Consider the following 19,408-nt stretch of genomic DNA (forward strand, 5'->3'; position numbering starts at 1 on the left):
CCGCACATAGCGTTAGAGGAGTTCTCCGTTCCAAGGAAGACCTTTCTCAAATCGCTTCTTGTCATGGTGTTTATATAATTTCAAGGCTGTCAGCAGCCCTTTGTCGAATTGGTACATCTCCCAGATTTCACAAGGCTTCTCCTTGGAATCATCCTTCTTCAGAATCGCATTGACCGCTCGTCTGGCCGCTTCGTTCGCGCCTTCCATCGTCGCCAGGTTCGTGTTCGTGCGAACGTAGTCCGCCGCCAGGAACAGGTTCGGAATCTCGGTATACGCTTCGGGGCGAAGATCCCACGTGCCGACGCGGTTGATCAGCAGCGGTTCCATGTTGGAGCATGCGCCCTCTGGATTGCTAAATTGTATATCGGTATCCAGGAACCAGGAATGAAGAACGCTGTCCTCCAAAATGACCACACCGTCCACATTGAGGCTTTTCTTCATTTGCGCCCAGACTTCTTCTTTAATTTCTTCAGGCGTACAGTACATGGCCGGCTTGCCGTACAGGATGCCAGGCGTATTCCAATCTGAAATATCGACGGACAAAATGCCTTTGACCAAGCCGTCTCCGTAATCGCTGAGGTTCACGTTCGGCCAGAACTGCTTTTGCGAAACCGACGTTAAGGACCACGGCGCGTCCAAATAAATCACATGGCCGTGCGTAATCGTTACGTCTTTGTTCATGTAGAACTGAATCCCGTTCATCCAAGCCACGGAATCCATCAATTGCCGAACGCCCTTCAGCGACGGAGCCGCCTCCAACATGCTGTCAGTAATGAACGTGCCCATCACTTCCACCGGGAAAGCGCAAATATAGTAATCGGCTTCAACATCGAACGTTTCGCCGTCTTTTGTAATTGTCGCACTTTGAATCATGCCGCTTTCGCACGTAATACGCTCAACTTTGGCATTCAGATGATACTTCACGCCCCGATCCTGCAAGAACGTCAACCACGGATAAATCCATTTGTCGTTCGTCGGACCGTTCAGCAATCGTACAAAAGACGTACCCGGCGTCGTAATATCGAACGTCATCTGCGTCGCGACCGGGCCGACAGTTTGCGTATTCGCCACTTTGGATTGGCAGGCGACAAGCGTCTTGGTAAAGCCGGCAAAAATTTTCTGAAACGCCTCCGACTGTTGTTCCGCCTGAATAAACGTCCACCAGTCGATGTCGTTGTACTCTTCGCGAATCCGCTCATCGCAGCTCGTCATAATCTGCCACAGCTTCTTGCCGTACTGTTCCATGTCGCTGCTTGTAAGACCTAAGCCGTTATCAAAAATATCCTTCAGCACGACCAGGAAATTCTCGATGCTGAACTCGACCTTGGCCAGCAGCGGCAGGAGCGGAGCCGTATACGTCGCAATATCCAAACGTGTCACTTCCTGTAAATTATCATACACGGTTCCGTCCCCGTAGGGAATATTTTTTAACGTATCAATGACATGGCGATAAAATCGCGGAAACAATCGGAAGCCGTGCTCGCCCGGCAAATCCCGGCGGCCGCCCACACCGCTTCCCGTATAAGGCATGCTCCGTGCCTTGCCGCCCGGTATGCTCTTAAACTCGTAAACCGATACGTCGTACCCTCTCGTAATAAGCTCGTGCGCTGCACTTAATCCAGCAACCCCGCCACCTAAAATTGCGACTTTTTTCAACAGAATCCCCCTTTCGAATTGGTGCTTTTTGTAAAAATAACTGAATCTATCATACCATTCAGTACTATCGAATCATAGATATGCCGGGTAAAAAGATAGAAAAATACCTTCCATATCCCGTGACGGATATGGAAGGTAGCGTGCGTTACTGGGAATATGTAATCCTTATTACCCAAGCCGAAACCGGGACAAAGCTTGAAGCAGCTCGTTGGAAATGAGGTTCAGCCGTTCGGAGGAAGCCGCCGTCTCGCGGGTCGACGCCTCCTGCTTGTGCAGCGAAGACGTCACCTGTTCTGTATAGGAGGAAGCTTTGCGGGAAATATTCACGCTGTCTTCCATGGAAGCGGCTACTTCTTGCGTGCTCGCCGTAATTTCCTCGGACGCAGCCGACACTTCCTGAATCTGTTCGGCTACGCGATCGACCGCGTGCAGAATGGCCTCGAACGCTTCGCCAGCATCGTTCATCAGTCGGCTGCCTTTTTCTACCTCGAGAATTTCCGTTTGCGCCTTTGCCGTCGCCGATCTCGAGCTGTTTTTGATCAAGGCGACGAGCTCGGCGATGCCCTTCGCGGATTCGCCGGACTCGTCGGCCAGCTTCCGTACCTCGGCCGCCACCACCTGGAACCCCCGTCCGTGCTCGCCGGCGCGCGCCGCCTCGATGGAGGCGTTCAGCGCCAGCAGCCGGGTCTGCGCGGAAATATCGGTGATGACGTTCAGCATTGCGTCAATCTTAGCCGAGACTTCCACAAGCGCGGAAATGGTGCCGGCCGTTTCCGCCGCTTGGCCCTTGATCGACGCCATCTGCTCTAACGCGGCGCCCATCGCGGCAAAGCCCTGGCGCGCCTGCTCGGCGGCGTCGCCCGCCGCTGCAGCTACGACGGAAGACGTTTCCGCGATGCGGGACACGCCCATGGACACCTCGTTCATCGCGGCCGCCGTCTCAACCGAGCCCCGAAGCAGCACTTGCGAGCCCTGTGCCATTTCAACCATGATCGCTTGAATGGCCGCTGAGTCCTCAGCCGTCACCCGCACGCTCGCTTGCAGCTGCTCCGAAGAAGCGAAGGCGCGCTCCACCACAAGCCGGCTCTGGCCGATCACCTGGGCGAAGCTGTCGGCAATTTGGTTAAAAGCCTGTACAACCTGCGTAAACTCATCCTTGGAGTCCGCCTCGACCCTGGCGGTCATATCGCCTTGTACGAGCCTTCTGGAGGCTGCAGCAAGCCGATCAATGCTTTGTTTGACGGCTACATAGAAGGCCATAAACAGATATGCGGCGAGCAGCAGCATGACGATCACAATGCTCACGTCGACAATCATGTGCGAGCGATAACTGTCAATCCGAGCTTGCAGGAGCGACTCCAACTCTTCTATCTGTTTGACGTAGGCCGCAGTTGCCGCCGTCTTCGCTGCGCGTGCCAGTTCCGCGTATTCCGTCGCTTGGATTTGAATGACACCGGTGTTCACCAGCTTCTCATTCAGGGCTGCAACGGCCGCCAGCGCCGTCTGTTGGCTATTATCCAACGACGTCTGAAGCACTCCCATGAGCGCGGGGGCTTGCTCTTTCATTTGCGCTGCAGTTGCAGCCATTTCTGCAAGAAGCGATTGCGATTCTCCGCTGATTCGGATCAGCTCTTCCTGTTCCTCCGGATTTTTAATTTGCCGTCGGGCCGCAACCTGAACGCCTTTCGTCTCCAATTTCTCAAGAAGATTCCAAAATTGCGGGAAGTAGTGTACAGTAAAGTGAATAAGGTTTGAGCTTATCTCTTCAGGATCCAAATCCAATTTGCTATTTTTTTCCACAAGGCCGATGAGAGTTTGAATCTGCAGTTCCAATTGCTGATGCTGCAGTTCGTAATAATTTTGACTCATTCCCTCTCCGCTCGTTTGAATCGCTTTCCACTGCTCCGCGATGGCGGAAATCTGCTCACTCTCCGCAACCGTACCTTGTACGGCAGCTCCTTGCTGCAGCTCGGCCAATATGCCCTGGATACGCGCCCGGATTTCGCCGGTGTCCCATCCTTTCGGCGCAGGCACGCCTTCGGCAGATGGAAGCATTTGTCCATATTGATCAAGTCCAATTAATAGTTCACCTAGATCCCGCTGCACGCGGAGCCCCTGCATTTCCAAATCGGCAGCACGCAGTTCCGTTCGCGTCTCCGAGAGGACTTGCTGGGCGAGCCAGATCAGGGGAATGAGAAACATACAGCCAATCACGAGAAATTTTTGCAAATAACGCAGCTTGTTCATCACATGAACGGCAGGCTTGAACAACGGCAGCAGCCTATCTGTTGTAAATGGCTTCGATTTCATCTCGATCCTCTCCCTTATGCGCAACGCTTCTCTCTATATGCGATAATGGCAACATCTTACTATGAAATCGGGAAAATTACCGTCGATTCGAACCATTTTGATCATTTTCAACAAAAAATTCGCTGTCTTATGTCATTTTACCTAATTGCGTTCCTGAAATTCCTTATTCCCTTCGAATCCTATATAATAAAGGGGATTTCCTAACCTGCTAAAAAGAGAGGATGAACTTTCCATGCCAGATCAGTTGGAAACGCGGTACGTGACGCGCGAGCATATCGCCACGCTCCCTCATGGAACTCTTCAATATGGTGAGGATGTTTATCTGAATCGCACTGTGCTGCTCTACCACATCACGCTTCCCACTGGGAGCCGCGGCGTAGATTACATACAAACGCTTCACCATAAAGCTGCCTTTATTCACGACGGCTTTCATCATATATTGGACACGTCCGTTTCCGAGCATGCCGTCAAGATCGTGCTCCAAGCCAGAAACGGCTCGCTGCTGTCTTCGCAAATCGGGCACAAACGCTGGACATATCAGGTCGTCACAGCCATGATCAGCGATCTCGGCGTCTCTCTGCTCGACGCGTTGGAAGAACGGATTACCGGCTTCTCCGTCCGGGCGGACAATCTATGGCTGTCGGAAAGCGGCAAGCTCTCCGTCCTGAATTATTGGAACGAGGAAGAGCTGCTGGATCAAGGCGCCATCGGCTTGTGCCGCCTGATGGTCAGCTTGCTGACGCGGGACGCGACCGGTTCGGACGCTTACGAAGTGCTGCACACAAATCTTGAGCGCGCCCACATCCCGAGTGCGACGACCGAGCAGAAAGCAGAACTCGTGCGCCTTGTGAAGCACATCTGCCAGAGCCAGGCATCGCTCTCCTCGCTCGTCTTTGGGCTGCGCAATCTGCCGGGAGCGCAGCAGGCGGAGAATGCGGCAATGCCGGCCGCAGCGGCTGCCGACAGCGCACCGCGGCGCATGGTGCCCGTGATGCCGGCGCAAGCGGCCGCCGCGCAGCACGAGGACGATGACGAGGATGACGAGCATCGGACGATTGTGCGCGGCCTGCCGCGGCGCACGGCTGCACCGGAGCCGGCCCGCAGCGAGGCGCCGTCGCGCGCCGGGTGGAAGGTCGGCGCCGTCTCGGCGGCCGCTTTTCTCGTCAGCGCCGCAGCCGTGTGGGCGGTGTGGCCTTCCGCTTCGGAGAAAAGCGACAAGACCATCCCCCCGCAGCCGAAAGCGACAGCGGCGACGGTCGCGATCACGCCTTCGGCAACGCCGACGCCGAAGGCGAGCGAAGCCTCCGTCAAGCAGCCCGGCGACAAAACGATTGTGCCGAACCTCGTCGGCCAGATGCAAGCAGGCGCCGAGGAGCTGGCACTGCAGGCCGGGCTGCATTATAAGTACTTCCTTGTCGATGACGCCAAGCCGCAAGGGACGGTCATCCGGCAAGACCCGCAGCCAGGCACCGACGGCTTCCAGGGCGACAACGTCATCTTCTGGGTAAGCAAGGGCAGCCCGTAGAAGGAGCGTTCTTATCAGCAAAGCCTGCATGATTTTATGCAGGCTTTTTGGCCATGTTACGAGGGAACTTCGTTCCACCGGGTTGGTTCAACTGGAATTCCTCCCGTTCATGACCAACTTTTTCGCGGCAGGAGACATATGAACTGGAATTTCTCCAACTCATTTATACGATTTTGCCCGATATGGGTGGAAATGGATGATATAAACTGGAATTTTTCCAGTTTATGACGGTGAAAGTCGCTATTGGTGCGAAACGTAATGGAGAAATTCCAGTTGAGCTGTGCGCGGGAAGCGCTTTGTCACGAGGCCAGATCGAGGCTGGGCACCGGTCGGAGATTCCGAATGTGAGCGGGCGCGCGTCATACGTCCGGACAAAAAAGAAGCCTTGCCTCCCCCGAAGGGGCGGCAAGGCTTCTTGGCGTTTAAGCGTGGAAATCTTGACCGGAACGCACTTCTTTCACATAGCCGGCGCGAATTACAAAGTCACCGAAGTGTTCGCCTTTGTTGCGCTCTTTCGCATAGTGAGGAATAATCGTGCGCAGGGAATCCATAATTTCCGCTTCACCGATATTTTCTTTATACATTTTGTTCAAACGGCTTCCGTTGTGGGCGCCGCCGAGGTACATGTTGTATTTGCCTGCGGCTTTGCCGATGAACGAAAGTTCCGCCAGCATCGGACGCGCGCACCCGTTCGGGCAGCCGGTCATCCGAATGACGATTTCTTCGTCGCGGAGACCGTTTTCTTCGAGCAGCGGCTCGATTTTGTCGATCAGCGAAGGCAGGTAGCGCTCGGATTCGGCCATGGCGAGACCGCAAGTCGGCAGGGCGACGCAAGCCATCGAGCTTCTGCGCAGCGCAGAGTAGTGCATGCCGTCCGTCAAGCCGTACTCAGCAATCATCTCTTCGATTTTCTTTTTCTTCTGAGCGCTGACGTTGCCGATGATCAAGTTCTGGTTGGACGTCAGACGGAAATCCCCGTTATGGATTTTCGCGATTTCGCGCAGACCCGTCATCAAGCGGTAGCTGCCTTCATCTTTGACACGGCCGTTCTGGATGAACAGCGTGAAGTGCCATTTGCCACCCACGCCCTTCACCCAACCGTAACGGTCGCCGTTGTTGTCGAAGTGGTACGCGCGAGGCGCTTCCAGCTTCCAGCCAAGGCGCGCATGCAGCTCGCCGATGAACCAGTCGATACCGCGATCGTCAATCGTATATTTGAAACGCGCATGTTTACGTACAGAGCGATCTCCGTAATCGCGCTGAATCGTAACTGTCTTCTCCGCAACGTCAATCACTTGCTCCGGTGTACAGAAGCCGATGACTTGAGCCACTTGCGGATACGTTTTGGTGTCTCCGTGGGACATCCCCATACCACCGCCAACGCTTACGTTGAAGCCGATCAGCTTGCCGTTCTCGACGATGGCGATATAGCCCAGATCCTGCGAGAACACGTCAACATCGTTCGATGGAGGGACAGCAATTCCGATTTTAAACTTCCGCGGCAGGTACACTTTGCCGTAGATCGGCTCTTGTTCTTCTTCGGAACGGCTGTCGATCACTTTCTCTTCGTCCAGCCAGATTTCATGATACGCTCTCGTGTGCGGATCGAGATGGGCGCTGATTTTGCTCGCCCATTCGTACACTTCGCCGTGAATCTCGGATTGGTGAGGATTCGGGTTGCACATGACGTTACGGTTCACGTCACCGCAAGCGGCGAGCGTACTCAGCAAAGAGGCGTTCACTTCTTGAATCGTCTTCTTCATGTTCCATTTCAGAACGCCGTGCAATTGGAACGATTGTCGCGTTGTCAAACGAATCGTGCCGTTCGCATAACGCTGCGCAATGCGGTCCATCATCAGCCATTGATCCGATGTTACAACCCCGCCAGCCGCGCGTACACGCAGCATGAATTGATACGCAGGTTCAAGCTTCTGCTTCTGACGCTCGTTCCGCAAGTCACGATCATCCTGCATGTAGCTGCCATGGAATTTCATCAACCGGTTGTCATCCTCCGGAATCGAACCTGTGATACGGTCTTGAAGCGTTTCTTCCAAGCTGCCGCGCAAGTAGTTGCTGCGAATTTTAATGGCTTCGACATCGCTGTGCGGCGCGCTGTTCTTCGATAGTAAATTGTTCTCTGACATGTTGCCTTCTCCTCTCGTACCCTCGGGGCTACCCTTAAAGCCCTACCTAGTAAACATCGCGTTGGTAACGTTTTTGCTGCTGCAGCGCAGCCATGTAGGCAGCGGCCTCTTCCTTGCTCTTGCCGCCTTCTTTTTCAATGATCGTCAGCAGGGCTGCGTGTACATCGTGCGCCATCTTCTTCTCGTCGCCGCAAATGTAAACCGCTGCGCCCGCTTCCAGCCATTCATACAGCTCGCGGCTGTTTTCCAGCATGCGGTGCTGAACGTATACTTTTTGATCCGTATCGCGCGAGAATGCAACATCCAGCTTCGTCAAGACACCGTCTTTGAGCCAGCGCTGCCATTCGATTTGATATAAGAAGTCCGTGGAGAAATGCTGGTCTCCGTAGAACAGCCAAGTTTTGCCTTCCGCTCCCGTTTCTTCGCGCTCAGCGAGGAACGATCTGAACGGTGCTACGCCCGTACCAGGTCCGATCATAATCAGCGGCGTCTCGCCGTCAGCCGGCAGCTTGAAGTTCGGGTTGTTTTGGATATACACCGGAACCGTCGACCCTGCCTGCACGCGCTCGGCCAGGTGAACCGAAGCGACGCCGTATCGGTTGCGTCCGTTCGCTTCGTAGCGTACAGCGCGAACCGTGATATGCACTTCATCCGGCGAAGCCTTCGAAGAGCTGGAGATCGAGTACAGACGCGCCGGCATTTTGCGGAGCGCTGCTACGAAATCGGCGACTTTCACGCCGGTAAGCGGGTAATCCTGCACGAGATCGAGCAGATCGCGATTCGTCGTATAAGCTTTGAGCTCGTGCTCGTTGCCGGCAGCAACCAACTCTTGCAAGTCACTGTTGCCCGACAGCTTCGCAAGCTGCTCAAGCAGCGGCTTCGTCAGCACGGTGATTTCAAAGTTGCGGAGCAGCGCTTCGCGCAGTGAGCGCGTCTCGCCGTTTTTCACCGTGACTTGCTCGTCTGCGTTGTAGCCCATCGCCTGGATGATCTCTTCGACAAGACGAGGATGATTTTCCGGATACACGCCAAGGCTGTCGCCTGGCTCATATTGCAGGCCAGAGCCCTCGAGGGAAATTTCTACGTGGCGGGTTTCACGGTCGGAGCCGCGGCCGTTCAAGTTCAAGTTTTCCAAAATTTCCGCTTGGAACGGGTTCGTTCTGGAATACTCGGATTCCCCTGTGCTTTCGGCTGCTGCGGTTGCGCCGCCGGAAACGGAAGCACCGGATGCCGATGCGGATTGCAGAGCGTTCAATACGCTGCCCATCCAAGCCGCTGCCGGCTCGTCGAAGTCGACGTCGCAATCGACGCGCTCCGTGAGCGGCTTCGCGCCAAGCTCTTGAAGACGTTTATCGAAATCTTTGCCCGTCTGGCAGAAGAATTCGTAGGACGTATCGCCAAGGGACAGCACCGCGTAGCGTGTGCCTTCCAATTGCGGAGCGCGCTTGCTGTGCAGAAATTCATAGAACGAAATCGCATTATCCGGCGGTTCGCCTTCCCCATGCGTGGAGACGACCATCAGCAGATTCGTCACTTTTTTCAAAAGGTTCGTTTTGAAATCGCTCATGGAGGAGAGCGTCACTTGGAATGATTGATCTTGCAGTTTCTTCGCCAGCTTCTTCGCTAAACCGTGCGAGTTTCCAGTCTGGGACCCGAAGAGAATCGTGACGTCCTTGGAAACGGCTGTCGGCGCACTTGCCGGTGTCGGGATCGCAGCTGGAACTGTGCCTGACGCCGATGGGACTTGCGCTCCTTGCGTAGCGGTCAAATATCCGCTAAGCCAACTGCGTTGATTGTCGGTTAGTGTAGGTAGAAGACGATTGAGCAATTCGACTTGCTCTTGGGTAAAAGGGCTGTTTACGACTTGAAGTTCCAACAAAATCCACCTCATTAGCATGTAGTGATAGAATTGACATATTTCGCGCACAATTTTATTCTTCTTATGAAAACTAACACAGTGCGACTGGCAGGTCAATTAGATTCGTCTTATGAGACTTATAAGGGTTATTGATATATAGACGAATACGCTTTATTTTTCCAGAAAAAAGAAAAAAACCTTCACAATCGAACAAACAGACTGCCTGTTTGCTCTTAGTAAAGGCTTATGTTTGGAATTTTTGCCCTCATCTCCTCGCAATTAAGAGGTCCCGTCCAGACTCTCCTGAAAAAAGCTCGATTTGCGGGCTTGAATCTCATCCAGCAGCAGCGTTAAAAACTCTTTGCTCATGTTCATTCGACTTGCATTTATATAAGCGTCGACAAGTGTGTCCGTGCTAAACGATTTGAGATTGTCCTGATCATTCATTGCGCATATTCCATTTCTGTTTGGATTCGAGCATGAACATCATTTTTTTCATCGATTGCTGAATTTGTTCATCGGAGGGCAAGCTTATATTCCCATAAGTTTGCAGAACAACTTCAGGTAAAACCGAATCAATAAAGCTGTTTAACTGTTCCGTTTTCACATGATTCCCTCCTGAATTTCATTAATCTGGAAAATTGGTTATCTCTATCTTAACGTGAAGAGAGCGGAATAACAGCGCAATTTTTTTTGCATTCCTTCCCTGCTTCCGTTTCAAACATGTGTATTTTTTTTGCATTCTCCCAAGATTAGGTCCGAAGCCTCTATCGTCCTGATCGAAAAACAAAAACCTTCCGGCCGTTTGACAGCAAACGACAGAAGGTTTTCAGGTTAAATCTCCGCATTAGACATGATGCCGATTCTGCGCAACGACGGTCGCTGCCGCCAGCAATTCCCGCATAATGTCAGACTGCAGCTGCGGGCTGATATACTCGCCTTTTACAAACAAAAGGCCTTTGTCACTCGAAGTATACCTCGGAGGGAGCTTGTTAAGCGCAATCGCCAGCACATCCTCGCGGCAAATTTGGCAGTCACAGGACATTTCATACGTTTTCTGAAACTCTTCAAACATCCGGTTCACTACCGTTTCCATAGCATTGTAGACGACCACGATTATCCAGCCCCTTCTAGGAACATTTACGATTCATTATACCCGAAACCACAAGATAGAAAAAGCCGACATAAAAGGATTACTGCATCGGTATTGAAATCTGAAAGACGATATAGCCGTCTTCAATCGAGACGTCGATCGATCCGCGGTAGTATTCAACGCGCTCTTTCACGACCGGAAGACCTAACCCCTGATGATCGCCGCCGCCTTTGGAGCTGTAACCGATCGCAAACAGCTGTTTGACATCCGGGGCATGATTCGGTCTAATCGGATTCGACACGGAAAATTTCATAAAGCCGTCCTCCGTCCATCCGTGCACGGCAACGATCCGATCTTCCACAGGGAACATCGCCGTTTCGTCAAACGCATTGTCGATGAGATTGCCCAAAATTTTCACAATATCCACCGATTTTACGCCGAGCGAGAGCTCGTCCATGCCCGTAAATTGATAGTTGAACACCGTTTTCGTGTGCATCGCAATTGCGATTTTCGCTTGAATCAGCGCAGCAATCGCCGGTTGCCCGATCCGGATAATGTCGTTCACCTCATTGATCTCTTCGATCAACTCTTTCATATACCGCATCTGATCTTCCTTTTTCCCCTTTGAAATCATGGCGTACAGCGTCTGCACGTGATTCAAGAAATCGTGACGCTGGCTGCGTATCGTCGCAAACATCAGATCCACATTTTGAATATACATCTCTTGCGTGGTTTGAACGGCCGTTTCGCGGCTTTTCGCAACGAAGCGGAAGATGAAATAAAGAAGCGCCAAACTGAACAGCGTGAAAAAGATGATGAGCAAAGCCAATTGGATCAATTGTTTTTGGAGCGTATTCTCAATGGACTGATAGTCCGTTACGATGGAGATGACAAAAGGCATTTCACGCTGGACTTCCATTACTTTTTTGACAGGGACGTAGACGAAAGTTTTGAGGATCGGCTTGCCGTTCCAATGCTCGACCACGCTCACCGGCTTGCCCGTATCAATCGACTTCCGATAATTGGCCTGATCGTCCGGCGTTGGCATCGTGTAGGTGCCGTACAGCACCGGGCGGTCGTAGACAGAAATAAATGTCGCGCCGTCTATACCCTTATACTCCTTCGGCTCTGTACCGAAGGTTACGCCGTTGAGGCCAGCGATTTCCAAGATGTCCGGGTTGTTCGCAAGCGTTTTTTTCATCACCGTATCGGCGCCGACGATATTTTTGAACGTTTGAATTTTATCCGCGTTCACAAAGACACAGATCAAATAATTGCCGGTCCCATCGTAAAAATAACCGAATTTGCTGACATCGCTTGAGCCGGATGCCGGCACTTCATAAATGCCCGACCAGAAATTGGGCAGCTTCTGACCTTCGGGAATCGTCACCTGATGATTCTTCAGCAGCTGGTCAAAAGCGGTAAACCAATAACCGAACGCAATCGTGCTCGTAATCGTGAGCTCTTTGGGCTCTGACGACCTGCCGACCATAATGTCGTCCCCCTTGCCGCTGCGCGTCATGAGCGAATAACCGCTCACGTCGGCTTCTTTGGCCAGCGCGGCTAGCTGCTCGTTCGTCACGTTGTGCCAATCGGGATTGAGCTGGCTTTTCGCAAAAATAGCCGCGGATCGCAGCTGCTCGCCGATCATATCCTCAACGAAAAACGATCCTTCCTCCGCCTGCTCGATGGACGTTCGAATTTGATTCGCCGTAGATTCCATCCGGTCCGCCAACGCTTGCGTCAATAGCGATTTGGTGTACCAGTAATACGACGTATTGTTGGTGATCAGTAGTAAAATCACGATAATGAAGGTGACATAAATGACGCTTCTGTTCGTTCTCATGAAGTAATCAACAGTCCTTTGTTGTATGTTAAATATTACGAACTCCACAGCTATGTAGCCATTCGCAATATTCCCTGTAGAGCGCGAACTTGCTTTCTTCTAACATAGTAGTATAGATGGGAAGGAAAGCGTTGTCTATGACAGAATTATACAGCCTCCGCCTCCCCGCAAAGTCCATCGGCTTTACTTGCCCTTCTTACTTTAGTACTATAGAACAAGTACTGTACAAATGAGGAGTTGCCGCTAATGTCCAATGATGAAATTATCTTAACCCCGGAGGGTCTGCGAAATTTGGAGCAGGAGCTGGAAGAGCTCAAAGGACCTCGTCGCAGAGAGCTGGCTTCCCGGATCAAAACCGCTATTTCCTACGGCGATTTGAAGGAAAACAGCGAGTATCACTCCGCCAAAGAAGAGCAAGCCTTCATGGAGACGCGTATTCTCACGATCGAGCAGATGTTGAAAAGAGCGAAAGTCGTGACAAACATGGACACATCGAAAGTGCAAGTCGGTATGACCGTCGTGCTCAACGATATTGAATTTGCCGAAAAAATCGAGTACAAAATCGTAGGCGCCGCCGAAGCCGACGTCAACGAGAATAAAATTTCCTACGAAAGCCCGCTGGGCCAGGCGCTTATGAACCGGAAGGTCGGCGACGTGATCAGTGTCAATGCGCCGATGGGCGTGATCGAGTACAAGCTTCTTGAGATCAAGCTGTAAGACAGCAAAAGAGAAGCGAATAAAAAAAGCAATCCCCGGACAGGAATCGCCCTGAACGGAGATTGCTTTTTTTATCTTTGTGCCTCCATGCGCTGCAGCATAGCCAGCGCTTCAGGCATTTTGCGCAAGTACGCCGGCGAGTTGTCCGAGCACAGCCAAGTGACGTCGGTGCTTCCTCCTTGCCCCAGTGCACCGCGCTCCTGCAGCAATTGAATAAGCCGATTTACGGTCCCTTTGCTGCCGTCGACGATCTGGATATGGCCCGGCAGCAGCTCGCTGAGCAGCTTTCGGTAAAACGGATAGTGCGTGCAGCCCAGCACGACTGTGCCGTAAACGGATAGATCCACGTCCTGCAGGATGCCTGCGAAGTAGTCGCGGATCGCTGGGCCTTCGAAGACCAGGGACTCACAGTACCGCACCAAATCCGGCAGCGGGATGGAGTCGACCATGCCGGCGTCGTCGACGCGGGAGACGAGCGCTTTGTACTTCGACTCCTTGAGCGTCAGCGGCGTCGCAAACACAAGCACGCGCTTCCCGGAGGCGCGGTTCATTTCAATCGCCGGCTTCACCGCCGGCTCCATGCCGACAATCGGCAGCGCGTAGTGCTGCCGCAGGGCATTAATGGCGATCGACGTTGCCGTGTTGCAGGCGATCACCAGCGCCTTCACGTCATGTTGCACAATCGTCTCGGCGGATGCCTTCACAAATTGCAGCACGTCCTCCTTCGGCTTCGTCCCGTACGGGACATGAAGCGTGTCGGCGAAATATATGAAATCTTCCCGGGGCAGTCGTCTCATCGCCTCATGCAAGACCGTGATGCCGCCGATGCCGGAATCAAAAACACCAATTTTCATCTGCCTCACCCTAAGAAAATCGTATGTAACGCTACAGCAGGCCTGCTGTGACAAGCCCGTTCCGAATGCCTTCCTCGTCCACATGCGTCGTCACGTGGTCGGCAAACGGCAGCAAATCCTGATGCGAGTTACCCATCGCAATGCCAAATCCAACATACGACAGCATTTCCATGTCGTTCAAACCGTCGCCGAAGGCAACCGCTTCTTCCGGCTTCAGTCCGACCAGTTCCAGCAGCGCGGCAATCCCTTGCGCTTTGGAGCCGCCGGCCGGCAGCACATCCATCGCATGCTGGTGCCAGCGAATCAATTTGAAATCGCCCAGCAGCCCTTCATACAAATGCTCATCTTTCGCTTCGCAGTGCAGAAAAATCTGATAAATATCGTTCGTCCGCCAGAAATCGGGGTCCACGCCTGGTAAATCCACCTTCAGCGAATTGACGGAGGACAGCATAGACGGATGGTCCGCCGTGTCCGTGTAATATTCGCGCTCGCCTTCAAACACGAGCGAGTGCCCGTGCGCTGCGGCCAGACTCACCAACGACGCAATCGCGTTTTTGTCGATGACGCGGCGGTACAAAGGCTCTCCTTTATATACCGCAAAGCCTCCGTTCAGGCAGACATACGAATCGATGCCGAGCAGCTCCGCCAGCGGTTTAATAAAATAGGGAGCTCGTCCTGTCGCGATGACCGGCTCGATTCCCTTTTGCTTAAGCTGATGAACGGCCTTGACCGTACTTTCCGGCACTTGTTTCTCCTCGTTCACGAGGGTGCCGTCAATATCAAAGAATACAATTTTGTACACAGTGCGGGTCTCCTTTTCTGATGGAGGCAGTTCGGCTGCTCCTTCTCTCCTACTCTCAATTAAACACCAAACGAGGAGAAAAGACAAAAAGAAAAAGAGAATCCCTCAGGCTTCTCCGCGCTGCTTGCCACAACAAAGCTAGACAATCCCATCAATGATCCCGCAGGCAAGCGCCTCCTCCGGATTCATGTACCAGTTCCGCTGATGCTCCTTCACGCGATGCAGGTCTTCCGCCTGCAGGCTCGTCTTGGCGAGCAGACATTCGTCGTAAATCTCTTGCAGGCGCTGCGTTTCTTCAACCCGATTGCGGATATATGCCAACTGACCGTCGATGTGCGTCGAGACCGAGTGATACATAAACGTGCTGTAGCGGCCTGAGTAGCGTTTATGTCCGCTGGCGGCAATCAGCAGGCTCATGCTGGCGGCAAGACCGTAGACGTAGGTGTGGAGCGGTGTTTTGCTGTTTTCCATCACGTTGATCAGGCCCAGCCCGTCATAGACGCTGCCTCCGTTGCTGTTGATAATCAAATCGATCGGCACGCGCTTATAGTCTTTTTCCTTCTTGTCCTTGTCTTCGTCAAACAGGTTGATTTTCATAATTTGTTCCACGATTGGTTTCACGGAGTTTTTATGCACGCCATCGAATAGATACAAAGTACGGTCGTTCATTGGGATGCCTCCTGTCCGTATGGCCCATTGTTACAGTTAGTTTATTCTGGGCTAAGGACGTTTGTAACCCGTAAACCGCTTTTTTTTCATATTTTGTTCGGGCAAAAGAAAAAGAGCCGTCCCGCAGGCGCTGAGCCTAGCCGGAATGACTCTCGTTCTATCGCTTAGTATACGCTGATATTATCGAATTTCGAATTCGCTCGATGCGAGTAGAGACCGATCTGACCGGCTGCGAAGGCGCTGTCCGTTGCTGTCAGCTGCTTCGTGCCGTTCACCCACAGCTCCAGCGTGGAGCCGTTGACAACGGCTTTAAAGTCATACCAGGTGCCGGTGTTCAGTGTATACGGTACAGTAATGAGATCCGTAGATGTTCCCCCAGCAACTTTGCCGATTTTAAGCGAATTCGTCAATTTGTAGTACGTGAAACTATAATAATTGTTGCTGTCGACACGTCTTGCGACCAGCCCAATTCCAGCATAATTCCCGCTATTAAAGCTGTCGGCTTTGAGTTTGGCCGATACGGTATAATTTTGCCATGAGGCTAGCCCGGCGTAAGCGGACAAGTTTGCCGCCGTATTGTCGGATTGACTGAAAACTTGGGTACCGTCAGTGACGACTCCCCAAGTGCCGCCCGTATTCGCCCAGCTTGCCGCCGTGCCTGATTCAAAATCGTCCCCGAACATTGGCGTCACACTGACATTGTCGAACTTGGCATTTGCACGATGCGCATACAAACCTACTTTACCCGACGTCAGCGTCGTATCCGTCGTCGTGAGCAGCTTCGTGCCATTCATCCATAATTCAAGTGTCGGACCATTCACGACGCCCTTCAGATCATACCAAGTGCCAAGACTCATCGTATACGGCGCCGTGATGAGATCGCCTGCAACACCGCCTGCCACTTTGACAATTTTCAATGTATTGGTGAGTTTGTAGTACATAAAAGCGTAATAATTACTACTGTCTTGATACCGCGCCAAAACACCCACACCTGCATAATTGCCGGCGTCAAAAGCGTCCGCTTTGACCTTGGCCGAAACCGCGTAATGCTGCCACGCGCTGTCTCCGATATAAGCTGTCGCCCCGCCCGTCGCCGTACTCGATTGATTGTACACTTTGGTACTGCCATCCGTGACGACGGACCAAGTGCCGCTTGCCGCTGTCCATCCGCTCGCCGCGCCCGATTCAAAATCGTCGCTGAGCAGCTTCACGTTTCCAGATCCCCCCGTCCCCGGATTACTATCGGTTTGGAAGGAGATGATCACCGTATCTGTTGAGCCGCCAGCTTCGGTGAAGGTCAACGTTTTGGAATAGTTGGTGTTCGGCGCTAAGCCCATGGGATTCACGGTAAAATAAATCTCTCGTTCGCCCCTTAAATTGCCGGACGTTTGTGTCAGCGACAGCCAGTCGCCTTGCCCGGATACGCTCCAGCTCGTACTGAGCCCGCCTCCTCGGTTGACGATTTTTAGCTTGTGTAACTGGCTGCTGTTCGAAAGATTCTTCATACCGACGTTAATGGTTGCCGGAACGTCGATCTGCGGTGCCGGGAAACTGCCTATGGCGCCCAATTGATTTTTCTCTTGAAATTTCACCGTCGTCCCTTTCTTCGCCGTCAGCGTTAGCTGCAGCCATTTCGCGGAAACGCCGTTCGGCACGTTAAAGGAAATCGTTTGCTCCACCTTGTTGCCATACGGAACCATGACATTGAACGTACCCGTCTGGAAGCTGGTGTAGGTTTGCGTAGCAGGATCTACATAGCCTGCTTCCCAACCCACATCGATACTGGTACCATCGCGCTGCTCATCGTTATATACAATTATCGTTCTGGTTGTAGCAGCACCTGCCGGAAACACGGGCGGATTGACACCGATCAGATTGTTTTTATCTCCATCTTTATCAAACGCCGCCACAGGAGAGTAAGTATTCTGCGTGTACATGTAAGAATCCGAAGGGATCGAGCTCGGCTTGGAGGCATCATAGGCGTTGAAAACAGGACGGTTGATTTCAACCGGCTTAAGCCCTGGCGCTGTCAAATCCGTCCAAATAGGGCGAATCGTATCTTCAATCGGTTCATAGGAATATATCCAGTTCGCGTAATAACGGATATCCGCAAGTCCGGCATAGCGCATCGCGCGCGTCATTCGGTCCGCAGCCCGGTGCCAGACCGCTTGGGACACCAAATTATCGTTATACAAATCTTTGGATAATGTCGCGTTGTACGTCCCATCGGCATTTAACGTAGGAAAACCACCCGAAGGCGTAAACGCTTCTCCCTCGCCTTTCGGTTTGGTGCTGTTATTCGTGTAAAGACCGTACAGATTACTGTTATTTAGCCAGGAGATCGGATACCCGCCTGTATAATGATGATTTTCTTCATACGTCGTCGTAAAATCGTCCTGGATGATCGGCCTCGTTGAATCGATGGAAGTAATGGCCGCTTCGATCGTCGGATGTAAGACTGTTGAATTCAAGGTAGTCGCCGAAACCCAGTTTTCATTCCCTCCGCTCCAAATGACAATGCCCGCATGATTTTTACTCGCACCAACCCATTGCTTTACCCATTTGCTCACGTGATCCATGGCGACGGTATTGTAACTATGTACGGTCTGATACTGCCAGAAAGGCGTCTCGTCAATAACCAGCAGCCCGATTTGGTCCGCATAATCGTAAAATTCCTTCACATCGCCCTTAAGGTGTGTTCTGGCAACATTGTAGGTCGTCTTCCATGCATCCATCGTTTTTTTGAGCTCGGCAATTGAGGAGTTGGCAAAGGACTGTGAAGCGCTGGGTCCAGGGCCATGCACACTTCCCGTGTGCCAATTAAACTGCAGTGCATCGCCGCGAAGATTAGTCTTAATGCCGTTAAGCTGGAAGTAGTTCGAGGTGACCGTGAATTGCCGGAAGCCGAATCGGGTTGACAAGCTGTCGATGGTCGTACCCGTCTGGGTCAGCGATGTTTGAAGATCATACAGTTTTGGATCGTGCGTCCACCAGTACTTGGCATTGGTCCACGAAACGGAGGACAACGTAACCTGTTGTGAACTATTGGCGGCTAGTGTGACTGGCTGGTCTGAGAACGTCTTTTCCGTGGTGCCGCCAACGAGCTGCGCACTGTTTGTCACCGTTACCGTTTGGCTCGCGGCCGTCGCGTTCGTTACCGTAATTTTCAGAGTAATCTCATCATCCGAGGGATCGGTATTATTTTTCAAATTCGTGATCACCTGTGTATCGGAAATAAAAACCTTCGGAGATGCCACGAGCGCGACATCGTCGGTTATGCCGCGACCTTGACCAAACGTTTGATTGTCAATCCCGAGGGGATAGAGCGATTTGCCGCTGGAGTCCAAAGCATCAGCTGGCAATGAGCCGTAGCCCCAGACACGCACCTCCAGCGTATTGGAGCTTCCGACGTTTACGAGAGAGGTGACGTCCAGCTTATAAGGCAGACGCGTCATTAAATACCCGTCGGTTTCCGTCGCAAGCTGCGTACCATTCACAAATACCTTCGCAAGCGGGGCAACATTGGAAAAAGACAGGAAAATTTCCTTGCCGTTCATCGAAGACGGAACCGTGAAATTTCTTTTATATACACCATAGGAAAGTGTCGCCCAAGCTGATGAATAACCGAATCCCGCCCCGTCCCATAAGGAAGGCACGGTAATGTCGTACCTTGTTGTTCCTCCGCTCGGGTAAAAGTCCCACACGCCGTTCAGCGATACCTGCTCCCGGCTCGTATCCGCATGGGCAGTACGAGTTAACAGCAGCGTCGCCATGAATAGAAGCATCACCATCACGACGACATGCTTCATGCGCAACCGATTCCCTACTCCTTGCAATCCCATCTAACATCCTCCTTAAAATGAATTCGACTAGCCATCCTTCTTCGTGCCTTCGATGAAATCTTGTAAAGAATCCCCCCTTTCCACACGTAAGT

The 19,408-nt window shown here is 52.4% G+C and carries 14 protein-coding genes; 2 read left to right on the plus strand and 12 right to left on the minus strand.

Translation table 11 applies throughout. The features are described from left to right. Positions 1-12: 12 nt before the first annotated feature. Both EJQ19_RS28805 and EJQ19_RS28810 read right to left on the minus strand, forming a co-directional pair. Positions 13-1,656, minus strand: coding sequence for a hydroxysqualene dehydroxylase (locus EJQ19_RS28805; protein WP_241243127.1), 1,644 nt, complete (start codon positions 1,654-1,656; stop codon positions 13-15). 168 nt (positions 1,657-1,824) lie between these two features. Further along, positions 1,825-3,966: a methyl-accepting chemotaxis protein gene (locus EJQ19_RS28810; protein ID WP_126144684.1), complete on the minus strand. Its 2,142-nt coding sequence runs from the start codon at positions 3,964-3,966 to the stop codon at positions 1,825-1,827. A gap of 232 nt (positions 3,967-4,198) precedes the next feature. Here EJQ19_RS28810 and EJQ19_RS28815 point away from each other — a divergent pair, with 232 nt between their 5' ends. Continuing rightward, on the plus strand, positions 4,199-5,491 hold the full coding sequence (locus EJQ19_RS28815; protein WP_126144685.1) for a PASTA domain-containing protein: 1,293 nt from the start codon (positions 4,199-4,201) through the stop codon (positions 5,489-5,491). Between the two features lie 422 nt (positions 5,492-5,913). On the opposite strand, the gene cysI is transcribed toward EJQ19_RS28815, so the two are convergent. The 6 genes from cysI to EJQ19_RS28840 all read right to left on the minus strand — a co-directional run bounded on the left by cysI (position 5,914) and on the right by EJQ19_RS28840 (position 12,432). After that, entirely contained in the window at positions 5,914-7,635 is a 1,722-nt protein-coding gene (gene cysI, locus EJQ19_RS28820; protein WP_126144686.1) for an assimilatory sulfite reductase (NADPH) hemoprotein subunit, read from the minus strand. Positions 7,636-7,681: 46 nt separating this feature from the next. After that, on the minus strand, positions 7,682-9,511 hold the full coding sequence (locus EJQ19_RS28825; RefSeq protein WP_126144687.1) for an assimilatory sulfite reductase (NADPH) flavoprotein subunit: 1,830 nt from the start codon (positions 9,509-9,511) through the stop codon (positions 7,682-7,684). A gap of 261 nt (positions 9,512-9,772) precedes the next feature. Then, on the minus strand, positions 9,773-9,940 hold the full coding sequence (sda, locus tag EJQ19_RS28830; protein ID WP_126144688.1) for a sporulation histidine kinase inhibitor Sda: 168 nt from the start codon (positions 9,938-9,940) through the stop codon (positions 9,773-9,775). After that, positions 9,933-10,100: a hypothetical protein gene (locus tag EJQ19_RS32055; RefSeq protein ID WP_164716792.1), complete on the minus strand. Its 168-nt coding sequence runs from the start codon at positions 10,098-10,100 to the stop codon at positions 9,933-9,935. Before EJQ19_RS32055 ends, sda begins: the two co-directional genes overlap by 8 nt. Before the next feature lie 240 nt (positions 10,101-10,340). Beyond that, on the minus strand, positions 10,341-10,607 hold the full coding sequence (locus tag EJQ19_RS28835) for a late competence development ComFB family protein (RefSeq protein WP_126144689.1): 267 nt from the start codon (positions 10,605-10,607) through the stop codon (positions 10,341-10,343). 79 nt (positions 10,608-10,686) lie between these two features. Then, positions 10,687-12,432 carry a sensor histidine kinase gene (locus EJQ19_RS28840; RefSeq protein ID WP_126144690.1) on the minus strand — a complete coding sequence of 582 codons (1,746 nt, stop codon included), beginning with the start codon at positions 12,430-12,432 and terminating at the stop codon, positions 10,687-10,689. Between the two features lie 246 nt (positions 12,433-12,678). Here EJQ19_RS28840 and greA point away from each other — a divergent pair, with 246 nt between their 5' ends. Further along, complete coding sequence (greA, locus tag EJQ19_RS28845; RefSeq protein ID WP_126144691.1) at positions 12,679-13,149, plus strand: transcription elongation factor GreA; 471 nt, start codon at positions 12,679-12,681, stop codon at positions 13,147-13,149. Positions 13,150-13,220: 71 nt separating this feature from the next. Here the strand turns inward: greA and murI are convergent, their stop codons facing one another. From murI to EJQ19_RS28865, 4 genes are all read right to left on the minus strand, one after another. Continuing rightward, positions 13,221-14,003: a glutamate racemase gene (gene murI, locus EJQ19_RS28850; protein ID WP_126144692.1), complete on the minus strand. Its 783-nt coding sequence runs from the start codon at positions 14,001-14,003 to the stop codon at positions 13,221-13,223. Between the two features lie 31 nt (positions 14,004-14,034). After that, on the minus strand, positions 14,035-14,805 hold the full coding sequence (locus EJQ19_RS28855) for a Cof-type HAD-IIB family hydrolase (RefSeq protein WP_126144693.1): 771 nt from the start codon (positions 14,803-14,805) through the stop codon (positions 14,035-14,037). A 138-nt stretch (positions 14,806-14,943) separates the two neighbouring features. Then, positions 14,944-15,474 (minus strand): ATP-dependent Clp protease proteolytic subunit, encoded by a 531-nt coding sequence (locus EJQ19_RS28860; protein ID WP_126144694.1) that lies wholly within the window; start codon positions 15,472-15,474, stop codon positions 14,944-14,946. 164 nt (positions 15,475-15,638) lie between these two features. Next, positions 15,639-19,316 carry a 3-keto-alpha-glucoside-1,2-lyase-like domain-containing protein gene (locus EJQ19_RS28865; protein WP_126144695.1) on the minus strand — a complete coding sequence of 1,226 codons (3,678 nt, stop codon included), beginning with the start codon at positions 19,314-19,316 and terminating at the stop codon, positions 15,639-15,641. Positions 19,317-19,408 lie beyond the last annotated feature (92 nt).

Origin of the sequence: Paenibacillus whitsoniae (assembly GCF_003955665.1) — a bacterium.
GTDB classification, from domain to species: Bacteria; Bacillota; Bacilli; order Paenibacillales; family NBRC-103111; genus Paenibacillus_E; species Paenibacillus_E whitsoniae.

Bases quoted from the DNA above. Each gene is read 5' to 3' on its own strand.
- EJQ19_RS28810 (WP_126144684.1), bottom strand. From the start codon at position 3,966: ATGAAATCGAAGCCATTTACAACAGATAGGCTGCTGCCGTTGTTCAAG.
- EJQ19_RS28815 (WP_126144685.1), top strand. From the start codon at position 4,199: ATGCCAGATCAGTTGGAAACGCGGTACGTGACGCGCGAGCATATCGCC.
- cysI (WP_126144686.1), bottom strand. From the start codon at position 7,635: ATGTCAGAGAACAATTTACTATCGAAGAACAGCGCGCCGCACAGCGAT.
- sda (WP_126144688.1), bottom strand. From the start codon at position 9,940: ATGAATGATCAGGACAATCTCAAATCGTTTAGCACGGACACACTTGTC.
- EJQ19_RS28840 (WP_126144690.1), bottom strand. From the start codon at position 12,432: ATGAGAACGAACAGAAGCGTCATTTATGTCACCTTCATTATCGTGATT.
- greA (WP_126144691.1), top strand. From the start codon at position 12,679: ATGTCCAATGATGAAATTATCTTAACCCCGGAGGGTCTGCGAAATTTG.
- murI (WP_126144692.1), bottom strand. From the start codon at position 14,003: ATGAAAATTGGTGTTTTTGATTCCGGCATCGGCGGCATCACGGTCTTG.
- EJQ19_RS28860 (WP_126144694.1), bottom strand. From the start codon at position 15,474: ATGAACGACCGTACTTTGTATCTATTCGATGGCGTGCATAAAAACTCC.
- EJQ19_RS28865 (WP_126144695.1), bottom strand. From the start codon at position 19,316: ATGGGATTGCAAGGAGTAGGGAATCGGTTGCGCATGAAGCATGTCGTC.